Genomic DNA, 23,039 nt, shown 5'->3' on the forward strand with positions numbered 1-23,039 from the left:
ACCTGTGTCCCGGGAGGAGGACGACGCCGTGGCGCTCGTGCGCGTGTACTGCGGTCTGGCCTCGGCGGATCCGGCCGACCGACCGGCATCGGCCGGATCGTCGCTGACGTCCGCTGTGGTCGACGACGCAGGCCGGCTGCTGCATGTCTGCGAGATCGGTGACGACCCGACGGGCTACGCCCAGCTGGTCGCGCTGCTCGTGGAGCGGTCGGGCGGACCGAGTGGCGTGGCGATCGCGGCCGACAGCGACGACCACACGGTCACCTCGCTGCTGAGCGCCGCCGGGCGTCCACTCGCGATCGCCGACGACGACTCGGTCGACGACTTCGCCGAGCGCTTCGCCGACGACGACTCGCTGGAGGAGATGCAGTCGCCGCCGGCCGAGCGGCGGGCGGTGGGCCTGGCCCGCGCCCTCCAGGCCGGGGCGCTCTCCGCGGTCACCCTGCCGGCACCCCGGGACCTGGCCGGCTTCAAGCAGGTCCTGGCGGCGCACGCCGCCCTGTCCACCGGTCGCCACTCGGCCGCCGTGGCGCTGCGCGAGGTGCTGCGCGAGCTCTACCCGGCCGCCCTCCGGGCGTACCCGGACCCGGCCGAGGCGGTGTCGCTCGCCGTGCTCGACGCCCTCCCCGAGCCCGGCATGCTCGGCGGCACGACCGCCCAGGGCCGTGACGTGTCGGTCGCCGCCGAGGCGGTGGCCGCGCACCTGGCCGCCGACGGCGTGGCCGACCCCGACGAGATCGACGCCGCGGTCACCGCCCTGCGGGTGGCCATCTCCGAGACCCCCCGCCGGGCCACCGTCAACCGGGCGCTCACCTCCGCCGTCGCGGAGACCGTCCGTCAGGCGGTCGCCGCGGTACGGGCCTGCGACGCCGGCTGCGAGGCCCTGGTGGGCGCGCTCAGCGCCCGGGTCACCACGCCTGTTCCGGCACCCGGCCGGCGAGCCGCCGCCCGGCGCGGCGAGCCGGTCGGCGAACTGTCCACCCTGGGCGGCGGCACGACGGGGCTGCGTCCCGTCCGGCCGACCGAGCCCGAGCGTCCCGTTCCCACCGGCCGGCGCAGCCGGCCCGAGCCGGTCTCCGGCGGGCCACTGCCGTCGACCCCCCGGCCGCTCGGTCCGCCGCCGGTCGCACCGGCCCCGGTCGCGCCGCCACCGGTCGCACCCGCGCCGGTCACCCCCGCCGCCGCCGCGGCCACCCCGACCTCGGCACCGCCGTCGCGTACCGACCCGGGCATGCCCGCGGTCCGCCGGGGCACCGACCCGGGCATGCCGCTGGTCCGCCGGGGTACCGATCCCGGCATGCCCGCCGTGCGCCGGGGCACCGACCCCGGCATGCCGCTGGTCCGCCGGGGTACCGACCCGGGCATGCCCGCCGTGCGCCGGGGCACCGACCCCGGCATGCCGCTGGTCCGCCGGGACCCGCCGACCAACCGTCCGGTCTCCGCGCCGCCCCCGCCGCCGCCCGGCATCACGCCGATCGCCCCGGCGCAGCGCGGCACCGTGCCCCCCGCCGAGGCGGGCGAGCCGTTCCGGCCGACCCTGACCACGGCGGCGATCAACAACGCCCGCGCCGAGCGGCAGCGCACGGTCATCCCGCCCCGCCCGAAGACCAACGGCGCGTTGTCGGCGCCCACCGGCGGCTTCAGCGCCACCGACCTGAGCATCCCGGTGCCGACCCCGCGCCCCGACGCGGAGTCCGCTCCCCCCGGTTCCCGGGCGAACTGGCCGCTGGTCAACAACCCCGAGGACCCGGCCGACAGCTCCGCCAACGACCCGGTGGTGCCGCCGTACGGCGAGCGCACCGGCCGGCAGGTGGACGCGCCGACCGACCCCGGCTCGGAGCGTCGGGTCACCCCGCCGTGGCTCGCCGACGACCTGCCGCCGGAGCCCCCGATGCTGCGGCTGGTGGAGCCGCCCCCGCTGGCGGACCGGGCACTGCGCGACGGTCCGGCCCCGGGCGGCGACCCGCGCCTGGAGACGCCCCCGCTGCGGCTGGTCGACCGCGAGGAGGCGAGCCGTTCCGGGCGTGCCTCCCGAGCGGACCGGCCGGCCCCGGAGCGCCGGCCCGAGCCGGCGGAGCACCGCCCCGCGCCGATGGAGCACCGGCCGCCGCCCATCTCCGACGAGGGCGACGGCGACCTCCTGATCTTCGCGCAGGCCAGGTCCGCCTGGTTCGTCGGCCACAGCGAGGAGGAGTCCGAGCTGGACTGGTCGACCACCGCCGACACCGGTTGGCAGGCCGCCGAGCAGGCGGCCCGCCCGGCGGTCGGCTCGGAGACCTCCGCCGGCCTGCCCAAGCGGGTTCCGCAGGCCAACCTGGTGCCCGGTTCGCCGCTGCGCGAGGAGCGTCCGCTGCGGATCGTCCGCGACGCGGCGAGCCTCGCCGAGAACACCACCGGCTACTTCCGCGGCTGGCGTCGCGGCCAGGAGATCGGCGGGTTCGCCGTCGGCGGGCGACCGGGTCGTGAGTCGGCCGGCGGCTGGGACTTCAGCCGCGACCCGGCCGAGCGCGACGACGACCGCGAGTACGAGTTCCGGTCGGCCGGTTACCGTTCCTGAGCCCGGGAAAAGCGCCTTCCACCTGCGTGTTCCTGCCCACACCCGGATAATTTGACGCCGGGTCGCGGCGGCCGGAAGCATACCGGCGGAACCGTCGGCGGCAGGTGACGCCGGGGTGGGAAGGCGACTCCAATGGCGACACCGGCAATCGACTCCTCCGTGCTCACCCGACGGGGAGTGCTCACCGCGACGGCCAGCAGCCTTTTGCTGAGCGCCTGCGGGCAGGGGCAGCCGCAGGACGAGGCGGAGTCAAGCGGCAGTGCCTCGCCGGGCGGCCCGGAGCTGCTGATCGGGGTCAGCCTGGAGCTCACCGGCCGGGGCGCCGCCCTCGGCGTTCTCCAGGAGCGTGCTCTGCGGATCACCTTGGAGGCCCTGAACGTCGACCGGGTGCAGGTGGGCAACCAGCGCCGGAGCGTACGGGTGCTGGTGCGGGACAACCGCAGCGATCCGCGGCTGGCCGCGCAGCAGACCACCGACCTGATCCGCACGGACCGGGTGCACGCCCTGCTCGGCACCACGCTGACCGAGACCGCCATGGCGGTCGTCGGGGTGGCTCAACGGCTGCAGACCCCCTTCGTCTCGGTGGCGCCCGGGGACGGCATCGTCCTGCCGCTGACGCAGCGGACCTTCATCTACAAGCTCACGCCGGACGCGGTGGATGTCGCCCGCCGGCTGGCCCGGCTGATCAGCTCACGGGGGCTGGAGCGGGTAGCCCTGCTGGCCGCCGACGGCCTGCACGGCGACTCCGGCGTCCGGGCCGTGGCGGCCGCGCTCCGGACCGCCGGGGTCGAGCTGGACCGCACCGTACGCCTGCCCCGCGCCGGCGCCGACGCCGCCCGCGCCGCCCGGGAGGCGGTGGCCGGTGACCCCGACGGCATGGTGGTGTGGGCGGGGGCTCCGGACAGCGGCAGCGCCGCTCGCGCCCTGCGCCGGGCCCGCTGGCGCGGTCCGCTCTTCTTCGACGCGGCCGCGGTCGCCGAGGAGACCGTGGAGGGCAGCAACGCGGCGGCTGTGGAGGGGGCGTACGCGGTGCACCCCACCTGTCTGACGGACTCCACCTCGATGGGTACCACCACCGCCGCGCTGGCCCGACGCGAACTGGTGTTCCGCTACATCCACGAGTACGGCGGGTTCAGCGGCTTCGCCCCGTACGCCTCCGACGCGCTCCAGCTCATCGCCGACGCGGCGCGACTGGCCGGCAGCGTCGACCGTGGACGGCTGCGGGCGTACCTGCAGACGCAGGTGACCGAGGGGATGGCCGGGTGGTACGCCTTCGCGCCGATCCGGCACGGCGGGATGGACCGCGACTCGCTGGGCGTCTACCAGCTCACCCAGGGCAGCTGGACCCGGGTCTCCTGACCCTCGGCCGAGCCCTCTCCCCCTCTTTCCACCCGCAGCCCCGGGCACCGGCACCGCCGGCGCGCGGGGCTGCGGCGCGCACGGCTACGGTGCTCACGGCTGTCGGCGCGTCCACTCGGGACCGGTCAGCAGGCAGGCTGCCCGCCGGCACGTCGAGCCCACCGGCCGGACGGGGACGCGCAGACGCGCCCGGCGTCGGCCGAAGCCGCCACCGGGCGCGTCGAGGCCGGTCAGGCCGGGGCGACCGCGCGCGAGCGGCGCATGGTCAGCACGTACTCGACCAGCGAGATCAGCACGTGCTTGGTCGACTCCCGGTTCCGGGCGTCGCAGGCCACCACCGGCACGTCCGTCGAGATCGCCAGCGCGTCCCGGACGTCCTGCGGGTCGTGGTACTGCATCCCGTCGAAGCAGTTGATGGCCACCAGGTACGGCAGCCGCCGGTGCTCGAAGAAGTCGATCGCCGCGAAGCAGTCGGCCAGCCGGCGGGTGTCGACCAGGACGACGGCGCCGATCGCGCCGCGTACCAGCTCGTCCCACATGAACCAGAACCGCGTCTGGCCCGGCGTACCGAACAGGTACAGGATCAGGTCCCGGTCGATCGAGATCCGGCCGAAGTCCATCGCCACCGTGGTCGTCGTCTTGCCCGGCACCTGCCGGGTGTCGTCGACGCCCACGCCCGCGGAGGTCATGATGGCCTCGGTGGTCAGCGGCGTGATCTCCGAGACCGAGCCGACCAAGGTCGTCTTGCCGACGCCGAATCCACCGGCGATAACGATCTTCGCCGACGTCACGCGCCCGCTCGGGGCCGGCGGCCGGTGCGACATGTCAGAGCCTGCGAAGTCCACTCAGCACCCTCTCCAGCAGTTCAGTGCCCACCGCGTCGTCGGAGTCGTCCAGGATGGTCGGCTCGTGGACCGCGACCAGGCCATCCGTCGCCATGTCGGCGATGAGCACCCGGGCCACACCCAACGGAAGCTGCATTCGCGCCGCGATCTCGGCCAACGACTGCACGCGTCCGTCACACAGCGCGGCGATGTACTGGTGTTCGCGGCCCTGGCCGCCGTTGCCACTGGCAGCGGCGCGACCGCGCACCGTCGTCTCGACGAGCGCCTCCATGGCGATGTCGAGCCGGGGACGGGTACGACCACGGGTCACGGCGTATGGACGGACCAACGCTCCGGTTGGCTCGTCACGATCGGCCATGTCGCCGCTCACCTCCTTCGTACCCGGCACCGGCTCGCGCCCGGTGGAACCCGTCGTTGTTGTCGTGTCGTTGCTGCCGTGCCGACCCGGTGGTCAGCTCGGTCAGCCCATCATCCCGACGGCCGTGCGGGGCTGCGGGGTCAGCGCGTCGCCCACCCGGTCGACCAGCAGAGCCATCTCGTAGCCGACCTGGCCCACGTCACTGCTGCGGGCGGCCAGCACCGCGAAGGAGGAACCGTCGGAGATGGACATCAGGAACAGGAAGCCGTTGTCCATCTCGACGACGGTCTGCAACACCGCGCCGCCCTCGAAGCAGCGGGCCGCGCCCTGGGTGAGGCTGACCAGACCGGAGGAGATGGCGGCCAACTGGTCGGCCCGGTCGCGCGGCAGGTCCCGTGACGACGCGAGGAGCAGGCCGTCCGCGGAGACAGCGACCGCGTGCGCGACACCGGGCACCCGGTCGGCGAAGTTGGCGAGGAGCCAACCGAGATCCTGCGTAGTTGTCATCCTTCTTGCTCCTTCTGCCCGCTACCGGCCGCCGGGCCGGAGCCAGACTGCGAGGATTGCTGCCCTCCCGGAGTCGCCTCCGAGCTGGTGGGGTTGCTGTCCGAGGGGTTGCTGCGCCCGCGCTGCACGCCGCGGTGGTAGGCCGACAGCAGACCGCGCACCGCCTCGGGCGTACGCCGCTGCACCGAGGTGGTCGGCTTCTCCACCGCGCCCGGGACGAGCTGGGCCATCGGCGTCCGCTTCGGCAGACCGGTCTCGGTGGTGGCCGCCACCGGCACATCGGAGGCCTTCACGGCGGCACGCCAGCCGTCGTCGGCCGCGGTCTGCCAGCCGGCCGACTGCGGGGCGGTGGGCCGGCGGTTGGGCAGAGCCTCGGCCTGACCCGGGCGGCCGCCGCCGTTGGTCGCCGAGCCGTTGTCGCGCGGCGTCCCTCCGGCCATCGGAGTGTTTGCCATCGGTGCGTTACCTGTCGTCCGTGGTGCGGTGTTCGGGACGGAGCGACCGGCGGCGTCGACGGCGGGCATCTGCTGGGTCGCGGTTCCGTTGGCCGCCGGCCTGGCGGCCGCGGCAGCCTCCTCCGGACCCGGCTTGCGGGAGGTACGGAACCAGGCCGACTCGAGCTCCCGGAAGATCGGCAGCTCCATCGTCTCGTCCGCGTACCGCTGCCGGTTCGCCGTCTCCTGCGGAGTCGGCGGCCGGTTCACCGGGGCCGGCTGCGCCGCGCGGACCTGCGGCGCGGCGGGCTGTGCGGTCGGCTGCCGCACGGCCGGCGGGGTGGCCGGCTGGGCGGTCTGCTGGGTCGGCTCGGGGCGCGCCACCCGGGGCAGCTCCGTGGTCATGTCCAGCGCCGCGGCGAGCCGCTCGGGCACCGGCGGGGCGGCCTGCTCCTGGTTCGGCACCGGCGGCCAGGCCGGCGGGGCGGCCGGGCTCGGCGGGCTCTGCCGGGGCGGCGCGGACGCCGGCTGGGCGGAGACCGGGGCGGCCGACACGGGCTGGCCCGAGTACGGCTGGGCGGAGACCGGGTGCCCCGAGTACGGCGAGGCCGGCGGAGCGGAGTACGGCGAGGCCGACACCGGCGGGCCCGAGTACGGCGAGGCCGAGACCGGGTAACCGGAGACCGGGTAACCGGAGACAGGGGCGCCGGAGACCGGCGGAAGCGGCGGCGCGGACACCGGCGGGACCGGCGGCGCGCTGTAGGGGCGGGCCTCCGGGCTGCTCGGCAGCTGCCGCGGGATCACCGGCTGCTGGCCGGTGACCGGGTCGATGTCGCCGGACCGCCGCTGCGGCAGCGGGTCGATCTGCTGGCCGTTGGTGGAGCGGGACGTGAAGCCGTCGTTGCCGTTGACCGCGCTGGCACCGGTCAGGTCCGACCAGGCCGGCATGGAGCGCCCCCCGCCGGCGTTGGCCGGCGAGCCGTTGTGCGGGGCCGGGTCGAACGCCCGACCGCCGAGGGTGACCTGGTTGCCGGACTCGCCGGTACGCGGCGTCGGCGCCGGGCCGTTGCCCAACGCGGGCAGCGCGCCGAAGGTCGGGGCCGCACCGAACTGCTGCGGGCCGGGCGTGGCCGCGGGCAGCGCCGGGGCGGGCATGCCGCGACCGGTGAGCGCCCGGGGGACCAGCACGGAGGTGGGCATGGTGACCTCGGCGACCGTGCCGCGGTCGGAGCCGGGACGCAGCTCGACCTTGACGCCGTGCCGTGAGCCCAGCCGGGCAACCACGACCAGGCCCATCATCCGGGAGACGGCGACGTCGACCTGGGGCGGCGTGGCGAGCCGCTCGTTGAGGTCGCCCAGCTGCTCCCGGCTGATGCCGATGCCGCGGTCCTCGACGTAGAGGGTGGCCCGGTCGCCGATGCGGCGCGCCTCGACCATGACCTGCGAGTCCGGCGGCGAGAACGCGGTCGCGTTGTCGAACAGCTCGGCGATGAGGTGCACCATGTCGTTGACCGCGTGGGCGGCCACCTCGATGTCCCGGTCGATGATCCCGAACTCGATCCGGGTGTAGTGCTCGACCTCGGACTGCGCGGCGCGCAGCACGTCGATCAGGGCGGCCGGCTCGCGCTGCACCCGGGTGGAGTCGGCACCGGCGAGGACCAGCAGGTTCTCGTCGTTGCGGCGCATCCGGGTGGCCAGGTGGTCGAGCTGGAACAGCTCGGCCAGGCGGTCCGGGTCCTCCTCGCCGCGCTCCAGCCGGTCGAGGTGACCGATCAGCCGGTCGACCAGGATCTGCGAACGGCGGGCGAGGTTGACGAACATCGTCGCGACGGAGGAGCGCAGCGCGGCCTGCTCGGCGGCGGTGCGGACCGCCTCCAGGTGGACCGCGTTGAACGCCTCGGTCACCTGGCCGAACTCGTCCTTGCTGCGCACCGGCAGCGGCTCGGCGATCTGGTTGGCCAGCTGCGCCGGGGAGAGCTGGCCGCTGACCTGCGGGTCGCGCAGCCGGGCCACCGCCTGCGGCAGGCCGTACTGGGCGATGGACAGGGCGCCCTGGCGCAGGTCGCGCAGGGAGCGGGCCATCGACCGGGCGACCAGGTACACGAAGAGGATCGCCAGCGACAGCATGCTCAGCAGCAGGCCGGTCTCCAGTAAGAGCTGGCGCTGCACGTCGGAGCGGAGCTCGTCGGCCTGCCGGACCACCCTGCCGTCGAGCTTGACCTCGACGGCACGGATCAGCGCGGCGTTGGCGACCATGGCCGCGTCCCACTGGTCCGTGCCGAACTCGACCCCGGCGATGCTCTCGCTGTCGCGGGACTTGAGAAAGCCGCTGTAGGCCTGCGCCTGACGCAGGTCGGAGCCGGCGACGGTCTGCTTGTACAGCGCGCGCTCGGACTGGTTGGCGACCGACTCGAAGGTCTGTCGCGCCAGCTCCTCGCCCTGCGTGTTGGCGATGAAGTCGTCGCGCAGCGGCGCGATGTACGCCTTCTGCAGGAGCACCCGATGCCCCGCCACGCGGCGCAGCGACAGGAACTCCTTTTCCCGCGCGACGGCCGCGGCGGCCCGCATCCGGTCGCTCAGGTCGTTGTCGCCGGCGAGCTGGGTGGTCGAGTCGCGGACGCTGATCAGCTGGTCGATCAGGCCCTGGTACGACCCGACCGCGTCGCTGAGCCGGAGCTTGCCGTTGTAGACCTGGCTCCGGGTGCCGGGCAGGTCGCTCAGATTCTGGTCGATCCGGTCCAGCAGCGTCTCGAGGCTGGCCGGGAGATCATCGATCTCCAGCCGCTGCTGCGAGTACGGCGCCTTGGCCTGGTCGACCCGCTGGTTGACCCGGTTGTACGCCTCCTGGTACTGGTCCCGGGGCTGGCCCTTGGGGGCTCCCAGCAGCAGCACGGCGGAGGTGCGCTCGTCCTGGAGGCTGTTGACCAGGTCACCCGAGTACTCGACCAGGTTGGCCAGGTCGCCCGCCCGGTTGGCATTGTTGAGCGTCTGCAGGTGGTCCACCAGACCACTGGTGCCCACGACGACCGTGGCGATGGTCGGCACGATCATGATGAGACCGAGCTTGGACCAGATCGGCATGTCGCGGAGCCGGCCGGCCGGCCGGCGTAGCCGCGACAGGAAGGAGCCCGCCGTCTTCGGCCGTTTGCTCACGTCACCGCCCTCGCGATTGCAGCGTCCCGCGTTGCCACGGGCAACGCCCAGCGACCGACCCGGCGGGTCGGACCCCCGAGATTCCATCACGCCGCCCCTGAAAGAGAAAGCCCAGGTTGGCGGTCGCCGAAGGTGTGATGAGATGTTGATGCAATTTGATAGCAATCCGTCTGGCCGGAGTTACCGAACGTAATGGAATATCGTCACCGCGTTGTCCTGCTGGCTGGCCCCTCCGGCTCCGGAAAGTCGTATATAGCCCATCGAACCGGACTTCCGGTGCTCTGCCTGGACGACTTCTACAAGGACGGCGATGACCCTACGTTGCCGCGCCAGAACGGACAGGTGGACTGGGACTCGCCCGACTCGTGGGATGCCGGGACGGCCGTGGAAACAATTGCCCGACTGGCCCAGGAGGGCAAGGCCGAAGTGCCGGTTTATGCGATCGGTGCCGACCGGCGGGTGTCCACCCGGCCGTTCGAGGTGGCCGGATCGCCACTTTTCGTCGCCGAAGGGATCTTCGCCGCCGAGATCGTCGAGGAGTGCCGCCGCCGGGGGCTGCTGGCCGGGGCGTACGCGCTGCGACGCCCGCGCGGCACGACCTTCGTCCGGCGGCTGACCCGCGACCTCGCCGAGCAGCGCAAGGCACCGAAGGTCCTGCTGCGGCGCGGAGTGGCGCTGCTGCGCGCCGAGCCGGCGGTGCTGCGCCGGCAGACCGGGCTGGGCGCCGAGGCCGCCCGCGCGCGCGACGTGCTGCGGCAGGTGGCCGGCCTGGTCGCCAGCCACCCGCACCACTGATCAGGCCAGCAGCTTCGCGTACGCCGGCTTGATCACCTCGTCGATGATCCGCAGCCGCTCGTCGAACGGGATGAAGGCGCTCTTCATGGCGTTGATGGTGAACCACTGGAGCTCCTTCCAGCCGTAGCCGAAGGCGTCCACCAGCAGCGCCATCTCCCGGGACATCGAGGTGCCGCTCATCAGCCGGTTGTCGGTGTTGACCGTGACCCGGAACCGCAGGTCGCGCAGCAGCCCGATCGGGTGGTCGGCGATCGACGCCGCGGCACCGGTCTGCACGTTCGACGACGGGCACAGCTCCAGCGGGATGCGCTTGTCCCGCACGTACGCGGCCAGCCGACCGAGCACCGGCGGCGGCCCGGAGGTGATGTCGTCGACGATCCGTACCCCGTGCCCGAGCCGGTCCGCGCCGCACCACTGGATGGCCTGCCAGATCGAGGGCAGCCCGAACGCCTCGCCGGCGTGGATGGTGAAGTGGAAGTTCTCCCGCTGCAGGTATTCGAAGGCGTCCAGGTGGCGGGTGGGCGGGAAACCCGCCTCGGCGCCGGCGATGTCGAAGCCGACCACCCCGGCGTCCCGGTGCCGCACCGCCAGCTCGGCGATCTCCTGGGAGCGCGCGGCGTGCCGCATCGCGGTCAGCAGGGTGCCGATCCGGATCGGCGTGCCGGCCGCGGCGGCCTGCTCGCTGCCCTCGACGAAGCCGGCCACCACCGCCTCGACCACCTCGTCCAGGGTGAGGTGCTGCTCCAGGTGCTGCTCCGGGGCGAACCGCACCTCGGCGTAGACCACCCCGTCGGCGGCCAGGTCGAGCGCGCACTCCCGGGCCACCCGGCGCAGCGCCGGCGCGGTCTGCATGACGGCGACGGTGTGCGCGAAGGTTTCCAGGTAGCGCTCCAGCGAACCCGAGTTCGCCGCCTCGACGAACCAGCGGCCGAGCGCCTCCGGGTCGGTGGTGGGCAGCTCGTGACCGACCTCGGCGGCGAGCTCGACGACCGTCACCGGCCGCAGGCCGCCGTCGAGATGATCGTGCAGCAGCGCCTTGGGGACCTTGACGATGTCCTCGTATCGGATTGCGACCATGCTCAGACCCTAGTCAGCCCCCGACCGGCCCCGGGACGGGACCGCCGGGCCGGCGCGCCGCCGTGAACCGCACCACCCCGTACGGACATGACAGGGGCAGGGAGGGCGACATGACTGACGACCGAGAGCTCTGGGCCCGGAGCCTCGACGGTGACACCACGGCCTTCGGCACGCTCTTCGAGCGGCACGCGGACGCGGTGTTCGGCTACTGCCTGCGGCGTACGGGGGCGTGGTCGGCCGCGGAGGACCTGGTCTCGGTGGTGTTCCTGGAGGCCTGGCGGCGAAGACGGGCGATGGTGCCGTACGGCGCGAGCGTCCTGCCCTGGCTCTACGGCATCGCGCTGGGCGTCAGCCGCAACCACCACCGGTCGCTGCGGCGGCACCGGGCCGCGCTGGACCGGGTGCCGCCGCCCGAGCCCGCCGCCGACCACGCCGACGCGGTCGTCGAGCGGGTGGACGCCGAGCGACGGGTCGCCGCCGTGCACCGCCACCTCGCCGGGCTCGCCCGCCGGGACCGGGAGGTGGTGGAGGCCTGCGTCTGGCTCGGACAGACCCAGGCCGAGGCCGCCGTCACGCTCGGCATCCCGCTGGGCACCGTCAAGTCCCGCCTGGCCCGGGCGCACCGTCAGCTACGCACCGGCGTGCTCGCCGACCTCGCGATGGAGGACCGACCCGATGGACCACAGCCCGCTCCGCCCGGACCTGCCGCACCTGCCCGCCGAACGGATCCGCGTACGCCGTGACGCGCTGCTGCGGGAGATCGCCCCGGCGCGCCGGCGATCGATGACCCCGGCACGGCGTCGCCTCGCCGTCGTGGCCGTCGGGCTGGCCACACTGGCGGCGGCCGGGACGGCGGCGGTGGTCGCCGGCCGACCCCAGGCGCTCCAGGGGACGGCGGCGCCGCCGTCGGCGAGCGCGTCGGGCTCCGACGGCACCGTCACGGTGACCGTGGCCGACGCCGCCGACCCGACGCGGGTCAACGACGAGCTGCGCCGGATCGGCGCCCGGGCGACGCTGGTCAAGACCCGGCCGGAGGCGGCCTGCCCGCCCGGGGACCGGGGCGCCCAGGTGCGATCGGACCCCTCCGTCATGCTCGGGCCGGACGCCGCCGTGACCTTGACCAGACCCGAGGCCGGGCTGCTGGTGATCCATCCGGACCGGATCCCGGCGGGGCTGATGCTCGCGGTGCATCTGCGCCAGCAGGAGGTGAACGGCAGCTATCTCTCGGGCTGGGCGTTCTATCGGCTGCCCGGGCCCGGCTGTGTGGTCGCCGGGGCGGACCGGTCGTTCGACGAGCCGGCACCGAGCGGGAGCGGCCCCCGCTGACCGGGCTGGTCGACCGGGCCCACGGAAGCGACACGAAGCGCGACCGTGGTCCGGCTCAGGGTCGCCAGCCGTAGACCCGCTCGACGGCCAGTCGGATCACCAGGCGACCGTCGGCGACCATGGCGGCCCGGTACTCCGCCCAGTCGGGGTGCTCGCCCCGGATCCGGCGGTAGACCTCGACCAACTCCTCGACGGTGGCGTCGTCCTCGGTCGCGGCGGGCGGGGTGAGGGTGGCGATCCCCTCGGCCACGGCGTACGCGCCGCCGTCGGGAGTGGTGACGTGGAAGCTGGCCCGGGGGTCGCGGCGCAGGTTGCGCGCCTTGGCGCGGTCGCCGACGGTCGAGCAGCGGATCAGGCCCGGCTCGGCGAGGTAGTCGAGGTTGGACAGCTGGGGCCGGCCGTCGCGGCGCAGCGTCACCAGCACGCCGCGACCCCGCTCACCGAAGAGCTCCCACAATCTGGTTGACATGTCATCAACCTAGGGGCGATGTAGGTGACGTGTCAACCATCCGGCTAGGCTGGCCGCCATGGACGCACCCCGCTGGCTGGACGACCGCGAGGACCGCGCCTGGCGCGGCTACCGCCGGATGCGCCGGCTGCTCGACCTCCAGCTGGCCCGCGACCTGATGCGCGACGCCGGGCTGTCCGAGCCCGACTACGACGTGCTCTCCGACCTCTCCGAGGCGCCGGACGGGCGGCTGCGGCTGGGCGAGCTGGCCGACCGGATGCTCTGGTCGCGCAGCCGCCTCTCCCACCACCTGAGCCGGATGCAGCAGCGCGGGCTGGTCACCCGCGAGGAGTGCGCCACCGACGGCCGTGGCTCGGTGGTGGTGCTCACCGCCGAGGGCCGACGGGCGATCGAGGCCGCCGCCCCCGGCCACGTCGCCGCCGTCCGCCGGCACCTGATCGACCTGCTGGAGCCGGACGAGCTGGCCGCGCTCGACCGGCTCGCCCACCGGGTCGTCGACCGGCTGGCCGGGACCGGCAACGCCCGGTCCGCGTCCGGCCGGGACCCCGAACCGCTCACGTAGGCTCACCGGGTGACCGCGCCGCACCCGCCCGAGCAGCCAAGGGCCGGGATGCCCCCGGCCGTGCTGGCCCGGCTGCGCTGCCCGGTCTGCGCCGAACCGCTGACCCCGGCCCCCGACACCCGCGCGCTGCGCTGCCCGCGCCGGCACAGCTTCGACATCGCCCGGCAGGGGTACGTCAACCTGCTCACCGGCCGCGCCCCGCACGTCGGCGACACCGCCGACATGGTCGCCGCCCGGACGGACTTCCTGGCCGCCGGGCACTACGACGTCATCTCCGCCGCGCTGGCCGAGGCGGCCACCCGGGTCGTCGGCCCGATGAGCGCCGGCCGGCGGACGGACGGCGAGCCGGGCGTCGGGGCGTACCCGCTGGTGGTGGACGCCGGGGCAGGGACCGGCCGGCACCTCGCCGCGGTGCTGGCGGCGCTGCCCGACGCCGTGGGTCTGGCCCTGGACGTCTCCAAGCCGGCGCTGCGCCGCGCGGCCCGGGCCCACCCGAGGGCCGCGGCGGCGCTGGCCGACACCTGGCAGCGGCTGCCGCTGACCGACGCCTCGACCGCCGTGCTGCTGAACGTCTTCGCCCCGCGCAACGGCGCGGAGTTCCACCGGGTCCTCGACCCGGCCGGGGCGCTGCTGGTGGCCACCCCGACCGACGCGCACCTCGCCGAGCTGGTCGACGCGCTCGACCTGCTGCGGGTGGACCCGGCCAAGGCGGACCGGGTCGCCGACAGCCTGGCCGGTCACTTCACCGAGGAGCGCGGCGCCGCGCACACCGCCCGGCTACGGCTGAGCCGGGCCGAGGTGGCGACCCTGGTCGGGATGGGCCCCAGCGCCTGGCACACCGACCCGCAACGGCTCGCCGCCCGGATCGCCGCGCTGCCGGAGCCGGTCGCGGTCACCGCCGCCGTCCGGCTCACCGTCTGGCGCCCGCGCTGACCCCGGCTCAGGTGGAGAGGTCGACCTCTTCCCAGCCCGGCGGCTCGTCGTGGTACGGCCCGCGCAGCATCACCGCCCACTCCAGCGCCCAGCGCCGCTGGCCGATCGCGTTGGCGTCGACCAGCCCCGGCAGCGGCTGACCGCGCTTCTCCGCCTCCAGGTACGCCCAGTCCAGGCAGTAGTGCAGATCCAGCAGGGCGGCGGCGTCGGCCGGGTGCTGCGGCGCGGCCAGGATCCGGGCCCGCCACTGGCCGAACGTCTCCCCGCCGACCAGGTGCGGCATCCGCTCCACCAACCGCTCGTCGACCGGGATGGTCGGGTCGAGCTGCTTGCTCAGGCCGAGCACCCAGGCCAGCGAGAAGAGCGCGTCGTGGTGCAGCACGAACGAGCGGTGGTCGCCCCTGCCGCCCATCACGAACTGCCACTCGGGCGGGGTGACCATCTCGACCAGGTGCGAGTCGAGCAGCCAGCTCATCGCCGCCTGCGGCGGCATCCCGAAGCAGCGGGCCAGGATCACGTGCAGGACCGCGATCCGCGCCTCGATCTCCCCGGTGGGACGCAACTCGATCTCGTCGCCCGGCTCCCACACCAGCGGAAACTGGGGGGGCGGCAACGGCAGACGCAACCGGGACAGCTCGTCCAGGCTCGCCTCGCGGATTTCCCGGGGATCGGGGGCGGGTACCAACACGGTCGAAGTCCCTGTCTGCTCGCGCCGGCGTCACCGCCGACCTCTCCCCCTGGGCTGGGAGAATAGCGCCCGTGGCGGGTCGGCACCACGCCGAGGTTCCCCCACCGGCCGACCGGTCGCGGGCGGTCGGCCGTTCAGCCGATCCGCTCGATGACCAGCGACGACGGGGTCGGCGCGGTGGGCGCCAGGCGGACCGCCAGCTCGGCCTCGGCCCGCGCCGCGGGGATCCGGGTGGCCTGGTCGGCGCGGAGCTCGTAGAGCGGGTCGCCGGCCCGGACCGGGTCGCCGGGTCGCTTGTGCAGGACGACGCCCGCGGCGACGCTGACCGGGTCCTCCTTGCGGGCCCGCCCGGCGCCGAGCCGCCAGGCGGCCACCCCGATCGCGTACGCGTCGACGGACTCGACGAAGCCGTCGGCCTGGGCGCGGACCACCTCGACCTCGTTGGCGGTCGGCATCGGCGCGTCCGGGTCGCCGCCCTGAGCGCGGATCATCCTGCGCCAGGCGTCCATCGCCCGCCCGTCGCGCAGCGCGGCGGCCGGGTCGGCGTCCGGCAGGCCGGCCGCGTCCAGCATCTCCCGGGCCAGCGCCAGGGTCAGCTCCACCACGTCGGCCGGGCCGCCCCCGGCCAGCACCTCCACCGACTCGGTCACCTCGACCGCGTTGCCGACGGCCAGGCCGAGCGGGGTGGACATGTCGGTGAGCAGGGCGACGGTCCGCACGCCGTGCGCGCCGCCCAGCTCCACCATGGTCCGGGCCAGTTCCCGCGCGTCGTCGGCGGACTTCATGAACGCGCCGGAACCGACCTTGACATCGAGCACCAGCGCGCCGGTGCCCTCGGCGATCTTCTTGCTCATGATCGAGCTGGCGATCAGCGGGATCGCCTCGACGGTGCCGGTGACGTCGCGCAGCGCGTACAGCTTGCGGTCGGCCGGGGCCAGCCCCTCGCCGGCCGCGCAGATCACCGCGCCGACCTCGCGCAGCTGGGAGATGAACTCGTCGTTGCTCAGCGCCGCCCGCCAGCCGGGGATCGACTCCAGCTTGTCCAGCGTGCCGCCGGTGTGCCCCAGGCCGCGCCCGGACAGCTGCGGCACCGCGCCGCCGCAGGCCGCGACCAGCGGGGTGAGCGGCAGGGTGATCTTGTCACCGACGCCGCCGGTGGAGTGCTTGTCCACGGTCGGCCGGGACACCGGCGAGAGGTCCAGCCGCTCGCCGCTGGCGATCATCGCGGCGGTCCACCGGGCGATCTCCGGCGGGGTCATCCCGCGCAGCAGGATCGCCATGGCCAGCGCCGCCATCTGCTCGTCCGCGACCAGCCCCCGGGTGTACGCGTCGACCACCCAGTCGATCTGGGCGTCGCTGAGCACTCCCCCGTCCCGCTTGGTACGGATGACGTCGACCGCCGTGAACGCACTCATCGTCGAGTTCCTCTGCTTGTCCTGGTTCTGCTGATCGGCGGTACGCCGCGCAGGGTTCAGCCCGCGGGCCAGCGGGTGGGGATCTCCATCGGCGGTTCGCCCTCGCCGGCCCAGAAGATGGTGCCGCTCGCGTCGACCACCACCACCCGGGGCGTCCGGGCGTGCCCCCAGGTGATCGCCTCGGCGGGCTCGTCCCAGCTCGGGCCCTCCTCCAGCACCCCGGTCTCGGCGCCCTCGGCGTCCCCAGCCGACCGCTCCCAGTACGCCGTCCAGACCTGCTGCCCGGCGGACATGTCGGGGTGCACGAAGACGGTGCCCCGCCCCCGCCAGGCGGCCAGCCGCTCCGGTACCACGGGGACCGGCTGCTCCCCGGTCACCGCCTCGATGTCGGCCACGTCGAAGGCGTGCGGCAGCAGCTCCGCCATCCGCAGCGGCCGGCCCTTGGACTCGACCAGGCACTCCGGCCCGCCGTTCTCCCAGAGCAGCTGCCGGCAGCGGCCGCACGGCATCAGCGGCTCGCCGGTGGCGTCGACGCAGGACATCGCGACGAGCCGGCCACCGCCGCTGGCGTGCAGGGCGGAGACCACCCCGCACTCGGCGCAGAGCGTGACGCCGTACGCGGCGTTCTCCACGTTGCAGCCGGTCACCACCCGGCCGTCGTCGACCAGGGCGGCCGCCCCGACCGGGAACTTCGAGTACGGCACGTACGCGTGCCGCATCACCTCGGTGGCGGCGGCCCGCAGCCGCTCCCAGTCGATCTCGGTCATCCCACCATTCTGCCCAAGTCACCCTGGTCCGGCGCGGGAAGGGGTACCCCTGGTGTCCGCCGACACCCGCCCGCACCCGCCCCGGCCCGGAAACGACCGTGCCCGGCGGGGCATCCCCCACCGGGCACGGATCTGGCTGCTGCCGAAGGCTCAGCCCTTGATGTACGGCTTCCCGTCCGCCGCGGGCGCCCGGACCCGGCCGACCAGGCCGGCCACCGCCAGGATCGTCGCGAGGTACGGCAGCATCGCCAGGAACTGGCTGGGGATGCTGCTGCCGATCGCGCCCAGGTACGTGCCGAGCTGGTCGGCGAAGCCGAAGAAGAGCGCGGCGAGCAGCGCACCGGTCGGGCTCCACCGGCCGAAGATCAGCGCGGCCAGGGCGATGAAGCCCTTACCGCCGATCATGTTCTTGGTGAACGAGTAGAGCGCCAGCGTGTACGAGGCGCCACCGATCCCGGCGACCATGCCGGCCATCAGCACGTTGCGGTAGCGCAGCCCCAGCACCTTGACGCCGAGGGTGTCCGCCGCGGTCGGGTGTTCACCCACCGAGCGGGTCCGCAGGCCCCACCGGGTGCGGAACAGCGCGATGTGGATGACCAGCACCAGCAGCAGGCCCAGGTAGAGGAAGATGTTGCCGCGAAACAGCGCCGGGCCGAGCAGCGGGATGTCCTTGAGCAGCGGGATCTCCCAGTTGGAGAAGCGCGGCGCGCTGTTGTACTTCTCCGCCTGGGTCTGCATCAGCCGCTCGTAGAGGAAGCCGGTGACGCCGACCGCCAGCAGGTTCAGCACGATGCCCATGACCACCTGGTCGACCAGGTAGCGGATCGCGAAGACGGCCAGCAGCAGCGAGATGAACGCGCCGCCGATCGCGGCGGCGACCAGGCCGACCCAGACGTTGCCGGAGATGCTGCCGAAGAGCGCGCCGCTGAAGGCGCCCATCAGCAGCTGCCCCTCGATGGCCACGTTCACCACGCCGGTGCGCTCGCAGAGCACTCCGGCCAGCGCGCCGAAGATCAGCGGCAGGGCCAGGATGAACGTGCCCCGGACGATGTTGACCAGCGGCATGAAATTGCGCCCCTCGGGGGCGGCGGAGACCTGCCAGCACAGGAAGCTCAGCACGAAGGCGACCAGCCCGACGCCGAGCACCAGGGTGAACCAGCGCTTCGGGGTGCCGGCCAGCAGGGCCGCTCCGGCGGCGGCGGCGATGATCCCGAAGAGGATCGCGCCGACGGTGCCGTTGATCTCCAGTGCCGCGCCACCCTCGGTCTCGCTGAGGGTGAAGCGGGCCTGCTGGCCGGTGGCGAGCGCCCCGAAGAGCACCGCGGCGAGCACACCCAGCGCCAGCAGGACCGCGCCGATCTTGCGGTTGCGGGTCCAGAAGCCCTGGTCGACCTCTGCGACGGCGACGTCGGGGACAGCCATGGTGGACATGCCTTACCAGCCCTTCGCCAGGCTCGTCTGCAACCGGGCGGCGCGGGCGGCCCGGAGCTGGAAGATCGCCTTCACCAGGGCCGGTGCGGCGATGAAGATGACGATCAGCGCCTGGAGCACGGTGACCAGCTCCAGCGAGATCCCCGAGTACGACTGCATCCGGTTGCCGCCGGCCTGGAGGGCGCCGAAGAGCAGCGCCGCCAGCAGCACACCCCACGGTTTCACCCGGCCGAGCAGCGCCACCAGGATGCCGTCGAAGCCGATCTGCGCGACCACCAGCGGCGTCAACGCGTTCGCCGTCGAACCCAGCACCATCTGGCTGCCGCCGAGGCCGGCGAGCAGGCCGGAGATCACCATGATCAGCACGTACGTCCGGGTGACGCTGATGCCGGCGGTCCGCGCGGCGTCCGGGTTGGCGCCGACGGCCCGCAGCTCGAAGCCGAGCGTGGAGCGGTTGAGCAGCCAGGCCACGAACCAGGTGACGAGGACCGCCAGCAGGATGCCGGCGTGCACCCGCAGGTCGGAGCCGAGCAGCCGGGGCAGCTGTGCGGAGGAGTCGACCGGCTTGCTGATCGCGTCCGACCGGTCCGGGTTCTGCACGCCGTTCTGCACGATGACCCAGGACAGGAAGTAGACCGCGACGTAGTTGAGCATGATCGTGTTGATCACCTCGTGCGCGCCGGTCCGCGCCTTGAGGATGCCGGGGATGAAGCCCCAGATCGCACCACCGGCGGCACCGGCGATCAACGCGACGAGCAGGTGCACCACCGGCGGCAGCGGCAGCGCGAAGCCGGCGACCGCCGCCAGGATGACGCCCATCGTCGCCTGGCCCTGGGCGCCGATGTTGAACAGGCCGCCGCGGAAGGCCAGCGCCACCGACAGGCCGGTGAAGGCCAGCGGCGCGGTGTAGGTGAGCGTCTCCGAGATCGGCCCGAGCGCGGCGGAGAAGCCGACCGCGTCCGGGTCGAGGACGGCGCCCTTGAACAGGTTCGCGTACGCCTCGCTGACCACGGTCCAGCTGGCGTTCAGCGCGTCGGCCGGGCGGGCGGTGATGTAGCTGTAGGTGGCCAGCACCTCCGGATCCGACACGATGATCAGGATCGCGCCGATCACCATGGCCAGCACCAGCGCCAGCACGGTGACCATGACGGTGTTGGCAGCCCAGAGGTTCTCCAGGAACAGCCGGCCCAGCGAGGGCCGGGGCGCCGGCTCCGGGCCCTTCGGGGCGGTCATCGCGGCGGCCCGGTTGGTGTCGCCGGCCACATGCGCCGCCGTGTTCACCTCGGTCGCCGGCTCCTTGTCCGGGGAGCCCGAGCCGGGGTTGGGGTTGGTCATGCCTTTTCCTCGCTACCAGGGCCCTCGGGGGCCGGAGCCGCCGTCGTGCCGCCGCTCGCGGCCGGGGTGCCGGGGGTCGCTTCGCCGTCGGGGGTCGCCCCGCCCGGGGCGGCCGCGTCCGGGGTGATGCCGGCCATCAGCAGGCCGATCTCCTCGCGGGGGGTGTCCGGCCCGACGATGCCGATGATCCGGCCGCGGTACATCACCGCGATCCGGTCGGCCAGCCCGATCACCTCGTCCAGCTCGCTGGAGACGACCATGACGGCGGTGCCGACGTCCCGCTCGCGGATCACCCGGCTGTGGATGAACTCGATGGAGCCGACGTCGACGCCGCGGGTGGGCTGGGCGGCGATGAAGAGCTTCAGCGGCCGGGACAGCTCCCGGGCCACGATCACCTTCTGCTGGTTGCCGCCGGAGAGGGTGCCTACGGCGGCGTCGGCCGAGGAGGTACGGACGTCGAACTGCTCGATCCGCTCCTTCGCCGACTTCGCGATGGCGTCCGGCTTGAGCGACAGGCCCTTGCCGAACGGCGGCCGGTCGTAGATGTCCAGGACCAGGTTCTCCGCGACGGAGAACTCCTTGACCAGGCCGTCGACGCTGCGGTCCTCGGGGACGTAGCCGACGCCGGCGCGCAGCACCTTCTTGGTGGACCAGCCGTGCATCGCCTGGCCGTCGAGGGTGACCGTGCCGGCGAGCGCCGGGCGCAGGCCCATGATCGCCTCGATCAGCTCGGTCTGGCCGTTGCCCTGCACGCCCGCCACGCCGAGCACCTCGCCGGCGTGGACGGTCAGGTCGACGCCGTCGACCGCGCGGATCCGCCGGTCGTCGTCGACCACCAGGCCGGAGACCTGGAGCATCGGCTTGCCGGGGGTGGCCCGCTTCTTGTCCACGGTGAGCCGGACGCTGCGCCCCACCATCAGCGCGGCCAGTTCGTCCCGGCTCGCCTCCGGGGAGGCGGTGCCGACGGTCTTCCCGCGCCGGATCACGGTGATCCGGTCGGCGATGGCCTTGACCTCGCCGAGCTTGTGGGTGATGAAGACGATCGACTTGCCGGCGGCCTTGAGCGACCGCATGACCGTGAGCAGTTCCTCGGTCTCCTGCGGGGTGAGCACCGCGGTCGGCTCGTCCAGAATGAGCAGGTCGACGTCGCGGGTGAGCGCCTTGACGATCTCGACCCGCTGCTGGATGCCGACCGGCAGGTCCTCGATCACCGCGTCCGGGTCGACCCGCAGGTTGTACCGCTCGGAGACCTCGGCCACCTCGCGGCGGGCCCGCCGGCGGTCCAGGAAGCCGGCGATGCCGCCCCTGACCTGCTCGGCGCCGAGCATGATGTTCTCGGCGACCGTGAAGACCGGCACCAGCATGAAGTGCTGGTGCACCATGCCGATTCCGGCCGCGATCGCGTCGGAGGGGCCCTTCAGCTTCAGCGGCTGGCCGTCGACCAGGATCTCGCCCTCGTCGGGCTGGTAGAGCCCGTAGAGCACGTTCATCAGGGTCGACTTGCCGGCGCCGTTCTCGCCGAGCAGGGCGTGGATCTCTCCAGGCTCCACCGTCAGGTCGATGTGGTCGTTGGCGACCAGATCACCGAACCGCTTGGTGATGCCGCGCAGTTCGAGTCTCAGCGCAACCTCCTGGAGTGCGAGCGATGGTGCAGCCTAGCTGCCGGTCGGCCGGCCGACGGGCCGGCCGCGGGTGGAGCGGATCGGCCGCCCCGGCGCACGCGGGGTGTCCCACGTACGCCGAGGCGGCCGATCGTCATGCCTGGTGCCCGCCGGCCTCCGCTGCCGATGATCTCATCGGGGCGGCCGGGGAGGCGGTCACTTGGTCGGCTGGGCCTTCGAGGTGACCGTGATGGTGCCGGCGGCGATGTCCGCCTTGATCTTGTCGACCTCGGCCTTGAGCTCGGCCGGGACCTTGCTCTCGAACTCGTGGTACGGGGCGATCGAGACGCCGTTGTTGGCCAGGTTGCCGACGAAGCCCGGCTTGGACTGCAGCTTCTCGCCACCGGCGGCCTTGAGCACGGCCTCCTTGACGGCGTCCGGGATGTTCTTGACGACCGTGGTCAGCAGCGCGGCGCAGTTCGGGGTGCTCTCGCAGCCGTCGACGTCGACCCAGACCACCGAGTACTTGCCACCCGAGGCCTGGGCCGCGGCGGTGGTGCCGAGGCCCGAGCCGCCGGCGACCGGCATGATGATGTCCGCGCCCTGGGCGACCAGGGTGTCGGAGACCTTCTTGCCCTCGTCCTGCTTGACGAAGTCGTTGGTGAAGGAACCCTTCTGGGCCGCCTTGTCCCAGCCCAGCACCTGGACGTTCTTGCCCTTGGCCTTGTTGTAGTAGGCCACGCCGTCGGCGAAACCGTCCATGAAGATGGTGACCGGCGGGATCGGCAGGCCACCGTAGGTGCCGACCTTCTCAGTCTTGCTCATCCCGGCGGCCAGGTAGCCGGCCTGGAAGGCGGCCTGGGCGGTGTCGAACTGCATCGGGTAGACGTTGTCCACGCCCGGGTTCGCGTCGACGATGCCGAACTGCTGGTCCGGGTGCGCCGCCGCGGCCTTCTTGGTGGCGTCCTGCATCAGGCCACCGACGGCCAGGATGAAGTCGCACTTCTGGTTGACGAAGCCGTTGAGGTTGACCTCGTAGTCGGCCTCGGCCTTCGACTGGACGTTCTTGATGTCGATGTTGCTGTTCGCCTTCTGGGCCTCCTGGAGACCCTTCCAGGCGGAGGTGTTGAACGACTTGTCGTCGATGCCGCCGACGTCGGTCACCATGCAGGCGCTGTACTTCTTGGCGCCGTTACCGGCGTTGTTGTCGTCCTCGGGGGCCTCACCACACGCGGCGGCGCCCAGCACGAGCCCACCCGCCGCGATCGCGGAGGCGATCCGCATCCCACGCACAGAGCGCAAGACGTCTCCTTCCCATTGCACACCGCGCCTCGTGCGGTGGCAGCCCTTGAACCGACCAGCGCTGTGCTGCCGGCATCCCACGTTACGGACGGGAGCGTACGCCCACGCCCACCCACCGGCCGCCA

Annotated in this window: 20 protein-coding genes; 7 read left to right on the forward strand and 13 right to left on the reverse strand. The window is 73.4% G+C overall.

What is annotated here, in order from left to right:
- Nucleotides 1-4 precede the first annotated feature (4 nt).
- Together GA0074696_RS29010 and GA0074696_RS29015 are read left to right on the forward strand one after the other, a co-directional pair.
- Nucleotides 5-2,557, forward strand: a complete 2,553-nt coding sequence (locus GA0074696_RS29010; protein ID WP_088964025.1) for a transposase — start codon at nucleotides 5-7, stop codon at nucleotides 2,555-2,557.
- Nucleotides 2,558-2,689: 132 nt separating this feature from the next.
- Nucleotides 2,690-3,916: an ABC transporter substrate-binding protein gene (locus GA0074696_RS29015; protein WP_088964026.1), complete on the forward strand. Its 1,227-nt coding sequence runs from the start codon at nucleotides 2,690-2,692 to the stop codon at nucleotides 3,914-3,916.
- A 230-nt stretch (nucleotides 3,917-4,146) separates the two neighbouring features.
- Here the strand turns inward: GA0074696_RS29015 and GA0074696_RS29020 are convergent, their stop codons facing one another.
- The 4 genes from GA0074696_RS29020 to GA0074696_RS29035 form a co-directional block, all read right to left on the reverse strand.
- Nucleotides 4,147-4,740 (reverse strand): GTP-binding protein, encoded by a 594-nt coding sequence (locus GA0074696_RS29020; protein ID WP_088964027.1) that lies wholly within the window; start codon nucleotides 4,738-4,740, stop codon nucleotides 4,147-4,149.
- A gap of 1 nt (nucleotide 4,741) precedes the next feature.
- On the reverse strand, nucleotides 4,742-5,119 hold the full coding sequence (locus GA0074696_RS29025; RefSeq protein ID WP_088964879.1) for a DUF742 domain-containing protein: 378 nt from the start codon (nucleotides 5,117-5,119) through the stop codon (nucleotides 4,742-4,744).
- Nucleotides 5,120-5,221: 102 nt separating this feature from the next.
- Entirely contained in the window at nucleotides 5,222-5,626 is a 405-nt protein-coding gene (locus tag GA0074696_RS29030) for a roadblock/LC7 domain-containing protein (RefSeq protein WP_088964028.1), read from the reverse strand.
- Nucleotides 5,623-9,213, reverse strand: coding sequence for a sensor histidine kinase (locus GA0074696_RS29035; protein ID WP_088964029.1), 3,591 nt, complete (start codon nucleotides 9,211-9,213; stop codon nucleotides 5,623-5,625). The genes GA0074696_RS29030 and GA0074696_RS29035 overlap by 4 nt, the downstream gene beginning before the upstream one ends.
- 192 nt (nucleotides 9,214-9,405) lie before the next feature.
- On the opposite strand from GA0074696_RS29035, the gene GA0074696_RS29040 reads away from it, so the two are divergent.
- Nucleotides 9,406-10,008, forward strand: coding sequence for a uridine kinase family protein (locus GA0074696_RS29040; RefSeq protein ID WP_088964030.1), 603 nt, complete (start codon nucleotides 9,406-9,408; stop codon nucleotides 10,006-10,008).
- On the opposite strand, the gene GA0074696_RS29045 is transcribed toward GA0074696_RS29040, so the two are convergent.
- On the reverse strand, nucleotides 10,009-11,085 hold the full coding sequence (locus GA0074696_RS29045; protein WP_088964031.1) for an adenosine deaminase: 1,077 nt from the start codon (nucleotides 11,083-11,085) through the stop codon (nucleotides 10,009-10,011).
- A gap of 110 nt (nucleotides 11,086-11,195) precedes the next feature.
- Between GA0074696_RS29045 and GA0074696_RS29050 the strand changes: the two genes are divergently transcribed.
- The gene (locus tag GA0074696_RS29050; RefSeq protein ID WP_088964032.1) at nucleotides 11,196-11,828 is read left to right on the forward strand and encodes an RNA polymerase sigma factor; all 633 of its coding nucleotides are present in this window, start codon (nucleotides 11,196-11,198) and stop codon (nucleotides 11,826-11,828) included.
- Nucleotides 11,761-12,411, forward strand: coding sequence for a hypothetical protein (locus GA0074696_RS29055; protein ID WP_088964033.1), 651 nt, complete (start codon nucleotides 11,761-11,763; stop codon nucleotides 12,409-12,411). Before GA0074696_RS29050 ends, GA0074696_RS29055 begins: the two co-directional genes overlap by 68 nt.
- A 55-nt stretch (nucleotides 12,412-12,466) precedes the next feature.
- Here GA0074696_RS29055 and GA0074696_RS29060 read toward each other — a convergent pair whose 3' ends face one another.
- On the reverse strand, nucleotides 12,467-12,880 hold the full coding sequence (locus GA0074696_RS29060; RefSeq protein ID WP_088964034.1) for a PPOX class F420-dependent oxidoreductase: 414 nt from the start codon (nucleotides 12,878-12,880) through the stop codon (nucleotides 12,467-12,469).
- 58 nt (nucleotides 12,881-12,938) lie between these two features.
- Here GA0074696_RS29060 and GA0074696_RS29065 point away from each other — a divergent pair, with 58 nt between their 5' ends.
- Both GA0074696_RS29065 and GA0074696_RS29070 read left to right on the forward strand, forming a co-directional pair.
- Nucleotides 12,939-13,442, forward strand: coding sequence for a MarR family winged helix-turn-helix transcriptional regulator (locus GA0074696_RS29065; protein ID WP_088964035.1), 504 nt, complete (start codon nucleotides 12,939-12,941; stop codon nucleotides 13,440-13,442).
- A gap of 48 nt (nucleotides 13,443-13,490) precedes the next feature.
- Nucleotides 13,491-14,375, forward strand: coding sequence for a putative RNA methyltransferase (locus GA0074696_RS29070; RefSeq protein ID WP_088964036.1), 885 nt, complete (start codon nucleotides 13,491-13,493; stop codon nucleotides 14,373-14,375).
- Nucleotides 14,376-14,382: 7 nt separating this feature from the next.
- Here the strand turns inward: GA0074696_RS29070 and GA0074696_RS29075 are convergent, their stop codons facing one another.
- The 7 genes from GA0074696_RS29075 to GA0074696_RS29105 all read right to left on the reverse strand — a co-directional run bounded on the left by GA0074696_RS29075 (nucleotide 14,383) and on the right by GA0074696_RS29105 (nucleotide 22,896).
- On the reverse strand, nucleotides 14,383-15,063 hold the full coding sequence (locus GA0074696_RS29075) for a DUF4272 domain-containing protein (RefSeq protein ID WP_088964037.1): 681 nt from the start codon (nucleotides 15,061-15,063) through the stop codon (nucleotides 14,383-14,385).
- A 134-nt stretch (nucleotides 15,064-15,197) separates the two neighbouring features.
- Nucleotides 15,198-16,478, reverse strand: a complete 1,281-nt coding sequence (locus GA0074696_RS29080; protein WP_088964038.1) for a thymidine phosphorylase — start codon at nucleotides 16,476-16,478, stop codon at nucleotides 15,198-15,200.
- A gap of 56 nt (nucleotides 16,479-16,534) precedes the next feature.
- A complete protein-coding gene (locus GA0074696_RS29085) occupies nucleotides 16,535-17,245 on the reverse strand; it encodes a cytidine deaminase (RefSeq protein ID WP_088964039.1) in 711 nt (236 codons plus the stop codon).
- A 150-nt stretch (nucleotides 17,246-17,395) separates the two neighbouring features.
- On the reverse strand, nucleotides 17,396-18,676 hold the full coding sequence (locus tag GA0074696_RS29090) for an ABC transporter permease (protein ID WP_088964040.1): 1,281 nt from the start codon (nucleotides 18,674-18,676) through the stop codon (nucleotides 17,396-17,398).
- Between the two features lie 3 nt (nucleotides 18,677-18,679).
- Complete coding sequence (locus tag GA0074696_RS29095) at nucleotides 18,680-20,011, reverse strand: ABC transporter permease (RefSeq protein ID WP_088964041.1); 1,332 nt, start codon at nucleotides 20,009-20,011, stop codon at nucleotides 18,680-18,682.
- The gene (locus GA0074696_RS29100) at nucleotides 20,008-21,633 is read right to left on the reverse strand and encodes an ABC transporter ATP-binding protein (RefSeq protein WP_088964042.1); all 1,626 of its coding nucleotides are present in this window, start codon (nucleotides 21,631-21,633) and stop codon (nucleotides 20,008-20,010) included. Before GA0074696_RS29100 ends, GA0074696_RS29095 begins: the two co-directional genes overlap by 4 nt.
- 195 nt (nucleotides 21,634-21,828) lie before the next feature.
- Nucleotides 21,829-22,896, reverse strand: coding sequence for a BMP family lipoprotein (locus GA0074696_RS29105; RefSeq protein ID WP_088964043.1), 1,068 nt, complete (start codon nucleotides 22,894-22,896; stop codon nucleotides 21,829-21,831).
- Between the last annotated feature and the right edge of the window lie 143 nt (nucleotides 22,897-23,039).

The organism is Micromonospora purpureochromogenes (assembly GCF_900091515.1).
Taxonomy (GTDB): Bacteria; Actinomycetota; Actinomycetes; order Mycobacteriales; family Micromonosporaceae; genus Micromonospora; species Micromonospora purpureochromogenes.

Coding starts and splice junctions, on each gene's coding strand:
- GA0074696_RS29055 (WP_088964033.1), top strand. CDS start 11,761: ATGGACCACAGCCCGCTCCGCCCGGACCTGCCGCACCTGCCCGCCGAA.
- GA0074696_RS29030 (WP_088964028.1), bottom strand. CDS start 5,626: ATGACAACTACGCAGGATCTCGGTTGGCTCCTCGCCAACTTCGCCGAC.
- GA0074696_RS29095 (WP_088964041.1), bottom strand. CDS start 20,011: ATGACCAACCCCAACCCCGGCTCGGGCTCCCCGGACAAGGAGCCGGCG.
- GA0074696_RS29060 (WP_088964034.1), bottom strand. CDS start 12,880: ATGTCAACCAGATTGTGGGAGCTCTTCGGTGAGCGGGGTCGCGGCGTG.
- GA0074696_RS29105 (WP_088964043.1), bottom strand. CDS start 22,896: ATGCGGATCGCCTCCGCGATCGCGGCGGGTGGGCTCGTGCTGGGCGCC.
- GA0074696_RS29090 (WP_088964040.1), bottom strand. CDS start 18,676: ATGTCCACCATGGCTGTCCCCGACGTCGCCGTCGCAGAGGTCGACCAG.
- GA0074696_RS29050 (WP_088964032.1), top strand. CDS start 11,196: ATGACTGACGACCGAGAGCTCTGGGCCCGGAGCCTCGACGGTGACACC.
- GA0074696_RS29020 (WP_088964027.1), bottom strand. CDS start 4,740: ATGTCGCACCGGCCGCCGGCCCCGAGCGGGCGCGTGACGTCGGCGAAG.
- GA0074696_RS29070 (WP_088964036.1), top strand. CDS start 13,491: ATGCCCCCGGCCGTGCTGGCCCGGCTGCGCTGCCCGGTCTGCGCCGAA.
- GA0074696_RS29065 (WP_088964035.1), top strand. CDS start 12,939: ATGGACGCACCCCGCTGGCTGGACGACCGCGAGGACCGCGCCTGGCGC.
- GA0074696_RS29040 (WP_088964030.1), top strand. CDS start 9,406: ATGGAATATCGTCACCGCGTTGTCCTGCTGGCTGGCCCCTCCGGCTCC.
- GA0074696_RS29085 (WP_088964039.1), bottom strand. CDS start 17,245: ATGACCGAGATCGACTGGGAGCGGCTGCGGGCCGCCGCCACCGAGGTG.
- GA0074696_RS29080 (WP_088964038.1), bottom strand. CDS start 16,478: ATGAGTGCGTTCACGGCGGTCGACGTCATCCGTACCAAGCGGGACGGG.
- GA0074696_RS29045 (WP_088964031.1), bottom strand. CDS start 11,085: ATGGTCGCAATCCGATACGAGGACATCGTCAAGGTCCCCAAGGCGCTG.
- GA0074696_RS29015 (WP_088964026.1), top strand. CDS start 2,690: ATGGCGACACCGGCAATCGACTCCTCCGTGCTCACCCGACGGGGAGTG.
- GA0074696_RS29025 (WP_088964879.1), bottom strand. CDS start 5,119: ATGGCCGATCGTGACGAGCCAACCGGAGCGTTGGTCCGTCCATACGCC.